This window comes from Rhodococcus sp. 06-1460-1B (assembly GCF_002258475.1).
Lineage (GTDB): Bacteria > Actinomycetota > Actinomycetes > Mycobacteriales > Mycobacteriaceae > Rhodococcoides > Rhodococcoides fascians.
The window spans coordinates 102758-108778 of record NZ_NOYS01000043.1; the positions used below are offsets into that span (position 1 = coordinate 102758).

Genomic DNA, 6021 nt, shown 5'->3' on the forward strand with positions numbered 1-6021 from the left:
GAGTGTGGCGGTGTGAAGTTCGCACCCAAGATTGCAGTCCTGGCGGCTGTGGTGATCGTGCCGGTAGGCGTCGCGCTCGCGAGCACCGTGCTGGCCGACGCCCCGCAGCCACCGAGCTTCGAGCCGCGCGTCACCGTCGGAGTCGCGACGTCGAGCGGTGCACCTCAGACGTCGGGCGCAGCCAGATCGACGACTACTGCCCCGTCGACAACCGCAGCCCCACCGGCGACCGCCGCCCCACCCATCACCGCAGGCGCTCCTACCGACACGGGGCCGTCGGTCGGGAATGCTCCAGCCGTTCCGCCATCAGCACCGCAATCCATCGTCGTGCCGGCCCCGCCGCCCGTGGTGGTTCTGCCGGACGGGGATGATGACGACGACGTCGGCAACCAGGACGATGTGGGTGGCGACGACGATGCGGAAGATGACGACGGGTGAACTCGACCGAAAAGATGATCGACGGCAGCAACGCCCGCACCGAGGTGCTCGCGCCGACGGGACTCGAGCGCGAGCCTGCGATTCGTCGCCCCCGGGTGGGAAGCCGAGTTCCGGCACGGGTGCGCATCCTCGGCTGGCTGTTGTTCGTGATGGCGTTGGCCATGCTGGCCGTCGGCGTTGCAGTGCGAACGATCCTCCTCGCGGACGTCGAGCGAGACACCGCAGTGGCGCTCGAGCAGGAGATCAGCGAGTTCAGCGAGTTCGCGGCGACCGGCCGTGACCCGGACGACGGTCTGCCGTTCGGCAATGTGGCAGATCTGCTCCAGTTGCACCTGCAGCGTCAATACCCGGACGACGACGAAATCTTGTTCGGATACACCGATCGACTCCTGCGTCAGGAGCGCGGCGGTCCGGGGGATCTGGTCGCCGACGCCGCTGTCGTATCGGCCATCGTGGACTCACCCGACAGCGTGGGATCGACACCGACCTCGGAGGGAGAAGTCATCTGGGCGAAACAGGTGGCCGAACCTTCCGGCGGGGGCCAGGCCGGGACGTTCGCTATCGGAATCCTGGTCGACCGTGAGCGCGCAGACGTGTCCAACACCATTCGTGTAGTTGTCGGGGTATCGCTCATGGCACTTCTGTTCACCGGCGGTATCGCTTGGGTGGTGGCCGGGCAGATTCTTGCGCCCGTACGTCTCGTTCGCCGGACCGCGGCCCAGATCACCACCGACGATCTGTCCAGGCGGATCGAGGTGGAGGGCCGCGACGACGTCGCCGAGCTCGCGGACACGTTCAACGACATGCTCGACCGGCTGGAGTCCGCGTTCGCCGCGCAGCGACAATTCGTGGACGACGCGAGCCATGAGCTACGTACGCCGATCACGATTGTCAGTGGGCATCTGGAACTGATGGGTGAGGACCCACACGAGCGTGAAGAGACGGTTCGGCTCGTCACCGACGAGTTGGACCGGATGAACCGGATCGTGGAGGACCTGTTGATCCTTGCCAAAGCCGAGCGGCCGGATTTCGTCCGCAAGCAACCGGTCGATCTCGAGATCCTCACGCGCGACATCGACGCCAAGGTGCGAGCGCTCGCCGACCGCGATTGGATTCTGGGGCACGTCGGTACGGGCTCGGTGCGGGTCGATCCGCAGCGAGTCACGCAGGCAGTGCTTCAGCTGGCGCAGAATGCGGTGTCGCACACCCGGACCGGTGACCGGATCGTCGTGGGCTCGGAGCTCGCCCTGGACCGAGTTCGGTTGTGGGTGAGCGACACCGGGCCCGGTGTGTCCAGCGTGGATGCGTCGACCATCTTCGAACGGTTCGCCCGCGGAAGCAGTGGCTCGCTTCGCTCGGACAGTGGCGGCGCAGGGCTGGGGCTGAGCATCGTGCGAGCAATTGCCGACGGGCACCACGGTGCCGCGACGCTCGACAGTCGACCCGGTGCGGGTGCGACCTTCGGATTGGACCTGCCGGCACGATGAGAGACCGACGATGAGCCGAATATTGATCGCCGAGGACAACGTCCGCATCTCGTCCTTCATCGAAAAGGGTTTACGGGCCAACGGTTTCACCACGACCACCGTGGCCGACGGCATCTCCGCGATCGATTATGCGACGACCGGAGACTTCGATCTCGTCGTTCTGGATCTGGGCCTGCCGGGCAAGGACGGGTTCGAGGTGATCGAATCGCTACGAGGCGCCGGTGTCGGTATTCCTGTGATCATCCTGACGGCCCGGGACTCGGTGCGCGACACCGTGACCGGCCTCGAAGGGGGAGCGGACGACTACATGACCAAGCCGTTCCGGTTCGAGGAGTTGCTTGCACGTGTTCGACTGCGGCTGCGTGGCGGTGACCGAGAGCCCTCGGTCTCCGTTCTGGAATCAGGCTCTCTGGCTGTGGATCTGCACACCAGACGTGCCGTGGTGAACGGTGTGGTGGTGTCGCTGACATCGCGCGAGTTCGTTCTGCTCGAGATGTTTCTGCGTCACCCACGGCAGGTCCTCTCTCGTGAGCAGATCCTCAGTCACGTATGGGGATACGATTTCGACCCCGGCTCCAACGTCGTCGACGTCTACGTTCGTATGCTGCGCAAGAAGATCGGCTCCGATCGAATCGAGACGGTGCGCGGGATGGGGTACCGCCTGGCCTGAGCAGAACCGCTCATGAAAGAACGCTCATGGACTGTTCATCGGCGTTTCATCGGTCGGCTCCAGACTGGTAATCATGAACACGGTCAGCTTCAGGACGCAGCCACCTCCCCTTCCGCAACCGATGCGGGCGTGGCGCTTTCGCGATCTGTGGACCCGCCGGGTGGTTCAGCTCGTCGTCAGTTCGGTTGCACTGCTGGTGCTGTTGGCCGTGCTCGCCGGCGCGGCGCAAGGGTTGCCGAGCGCGGGACGGACGACGCTCGTCGTCTTCTCGGCAGCTGTCGCCCTCTGGGTGTTCACCAAGATCGACGACACCTACGTCGCACTCGGTGCCGCACTGGCTCTGGTATTGACAGGTGTGGTCAGCACCGACGCCTTGTTCGACACTCTGGGCGAAGAGACCATCTGGCTTCTCATCGCGGCGTTCATCATCGCCGCTGGAGTTCGCGAGTCCGGTTTGGCAACGCGCGCAGCGGTGTTCATCGTCAGCGGTGCGGGCAGCGTACGCCAGCTCGCCCATTTGGTGACGTCTGCACTGATCGTGACCGCATTCGCAATTCCTGCCACCTCGGGTCGTGCGGCACTTGCGCTGCCGGTGTTCGTGGCGTTGGCGCAGGCGCTCGCCGAGCGCAAGCGGGTGGTGCGGGCGTTGGCAATCCTGTTTCCCACCGTCATCCTGCTGTCCGCTGTGGCGACCCTCATCGGCGCGGGGGCACATCTGATCACCAGCCAGGTGCTCGAAAGTGCGACGGGCACCGGCATCAGCTTCACCGCGTGGTTGTTGCTCGGTGTGCCGCTGGCCGTGGTCAGTAGCCACTGTGCGGCCGAGCTCGTACTGCTGCTGTTCACCGATCGTGAGGATCGCCGAATCCCACTGGCGGTGAACGTATCCGACATGGCGTCGCGGCTTCCCACCCCGGTGACGGGACCGCTGACCATCGCGGAGAACCGGGCCGCGACGTTGCTGGCCGTCGTCATCGTGCTGTGGTGCTCGGAACCGCTGCACGGCGTGCACCCCGCCATCATCGCCCTGCTCGGTGCACTGATCTCCACCTCTCCGCGTTTCGGTACCACCGATTTCGGCAAGGCGCTGTCGACGGTGCCGTGGTCGCTGCTGCTGTTCATGGCGGCGACGCTGGCCCTAGGGACCGCGCTGACGACGTCCGGTGCGGCAGGGTGGCTCTCGGACGGGCTGTTCACGGTGGTCCCGATCGGATCGGCACCGCCCTGGGTGTTCATTGCAGTGGTGATCGTTCTGTCCGTGGCGTCACATCTTCTCATCCAATCTCGCTCGGCCCGTTCGTCCGTGCTGGTTCCACTCGTCGTCACCACGGCTGTGGCGCTCGGCATCGATCCAGTGGCCGCGGCCTTCGCCTCGACGGCTGCGGCAGGCTTCTGCCACACCATGCCGTCCTCGGCGAAGCCAGTGGCGATCTTCGCCAAAGCCGAAGGTGTGGATACATATTCACCGAAGGACCTGCTGCGGCTGTCCGCGTTCCTCGCGCCGCTGACCGCAATGACCGTGCTGTTCTTCGCCGTGGCCGTGTGGCCTCTGCTCGGCACCCCCATCTCCTGATCTCCGACTTCCGACAAGGACACGATCACCATGCCCTCTTCAACTCCTCTCCGCTTCGTCGTCGCCCCGTCCGGGTTCAAGGAATCCCTCGGTGCCGACGAGGTCGCAGTGGCTATCGGTGCAGGTATCCGCCGGGTGGTGCCCGGTGCCATCGTCAGCTCGGTTCCCCTGGTCGACGGGGGTGAAGGGTCTGCCCGCGCACTTGCCGGTGCCACCCTGGGAAAGGTGATCGACGCCGTCGTGACCGGGCCGGTCGGCACGCCGGTGGCGTCCCATTTCGCTCTCCTGGGAACCGACGGGCCGATCACAGCGGTCGTGGAGATGGCAGCGGCGGCCGGCCTGTCGCTGGTTCCGCGAGATATGCGTGACCCGACGATCACCACGAGCCGCGGAGTCGGTGAGCTCATCCGCGCCGCCCTCGATTACGGTGCCGAACGAATTCTTCTGGGCTGCGGTGATTCCGGTACTTCGGACGGCGGCGCAGGTTTGCTCCAAGCGCTCGGAGTGCGACTCCTCGATGCCGAAGGCCTCGAATTGGGTGACGGCGGAGGCGAGTTGGTCCGTCTCGATCACATCGATGTGTCCGGTCTCGATCCACGTCTGACTCCGGGAAGCGGCGTGGAGATCAGGGTCGCATGCAATCCGCACAACATTCTGTGTGGACCGGGGGGAGTCGCCCGGGTCTTCGCACCGCAGAAGGGTGCCACTCCGGGGCAAGTGGAGGTTCTGTCGGCTGCGATGGACCGCTGGGCCGAGGTGCTCGAGCGTGACGTGTCGACACGGCCCTCGGGCCTGAACCTGCGCACCGGGCCGGGCACGGGGGCGTCCGGCGGGATGGGTGCCGGCGTGGCTGCGGTCCTGCGAGCAGAGCTCCTACCGCGCTTCGAGGTGATGCTCGATCATGTCGATCTCGACAGCCTCATCGCGACGGCCGATCTGGTGTTGACCGCCGAGGGTTCCATCGACAAGCAGACGCCGAAGGGCAAGATCCCTACGGAGGTCGCGCGCCGAGCGAAGCTCCACGGCAAACCAGTGGTGGCGCTCGCGGGCACCATCGGTCTCGATGCCCGGGCCAATTACGACTCGGGTATCGACGCCTTCGCAGGCATTCTGCCCTCGCCGGTCGAACTGGTCGAAGCGCTCGAACGAGGTGCCGAGTTTCTGACCGATGCCACGGAGCGAGCGATGAGATTGATTCTGATCGGAGCGACGTTGGGTCGCTGAGAGGGCCATATCGGTGAAGCCCCTCCGCGATCTCGTGCAGGAGATCGTCGACTCGAAGCGCGAGATATGCCGACGGTGCCCGGCACAGCATCGTCGATCGGGCGGCACGTCCTGGCCGAGTTCGTCGGTGACGTGAACCTGTCGGTCCGGCCGAGTAGCGTGACGTCGATGACGTCTTTCACCGATCCACGCGTGCGAGAGTTTCTGTCGGCAGGTACCCGCACCGGAAAGGTCGGCTACCTCGCTTCGGACGGACGGCCCCTGGTCGCCCCGATCTGGTTCGTCGTCGAGGACGATTCCATCGTGTTCAACACCGGAGCCGATACCGCCAAGGGGCGAGCGATCCGCAGGGACCCTCGGATCGTGTTGACCGTCGATCTCGAAGAGCCGCCGTACGGGTTCGTGCAGGTGCAGGGCGTTGCCTCGATCGACGAGGATCCCCGAGAACTGGTGCGCACGGCCACCGAGATCGGAGCGCGGTACATGGGCCGCGACAGAGGGGAGGAGTTCGGCAGACGCAACGGAGTTCCGGGCGAATTGATCGTTCGTTTGGTACCTACCAAGGTGATTGCCGCTTTCGACATGACGGCGTGACAACCGACGAACTCCGCGCGTGCGGGCCTGTAGAT

6 protein-coding genes are annotated in these 6021 nt (G+C 65.4%); all 6 read left to right on the forward strand.

Annotated features, from left to right (window positions below; translation table 11 throughout):
- The first annotated feature begins 12 nt into the window (after positions 1–12).
- The 6 genes from CH268_RS25795 (at position 13) to CH268_RS25820 (ending at position 5986) form a co-directional block, all read left to right on the forward strand.
- A complete protein-coding gene (locus CH268_RS25795; protein ID WP_094666264.1) occupies positions 13–438 on the forward strand; it encodes a hypothetical protein in 426 nt (141 codons plus the stop codon).
- Entirely contained in the window at positions 435–1925 is a 1491-nt protein-coding gene (locus CH268_RS25800) for a sensor histidine kinase (protein WP_094666265.1), read from the forward strand. The genes CH268_RS25795 and CH268_RS25800 overlap by 4 nt, the downstream gene beginning before the upstream one ends.
- A gap of 10 nt (positions 1926–1935) precedes the next feature.
- On the forward strand, positions 1936–2595 hold the full coding sequence (locus CH268_RS25805) for a response regulator transcription factor (RefSeq protein ID WP_027496295.1): 660 nt from the start codon (positions 1936–1938) through the stop codon (positions 2593–2595).
- Positions 2596–2668: 73 nt separating this feature from the next.
- Positions 2669–4168, forward strand: a complete 1500-nt coding sequence (locus tag CH268_RS25810) for an SLC13 family permease (RefSeq protein WP_080730092.1) — start codon at positions 2669–2671, stop codon at positions 4166–4168.
- Between the two features lie 30 nt (positions 4169–4198).
- A complete protein-coding gene (locus tag CH268_RS25815) occupies positions 4199–5392 on the forward strand; it encodes a glycerate kinase family protein (RefSeq protein WP_027496297.1) in 1194 nt (397 codons plus the stop codon).
- A 168-nt stretch (positions 5393–5560) separates the two neighbouring features.
- Positions 5561–5986, forward strand: a complete 426-nt coding sequence (locus CH268_RS25820; RefSeq protein WP_027496298.1) for a PPOX class F420-dependent oxidoreductase — start codon at positions 5561–5563, stop codon at positions 5984–5986.
- The last annotated feature ends 35 nt before the right edge of the window (positions 5987–6021 follow it).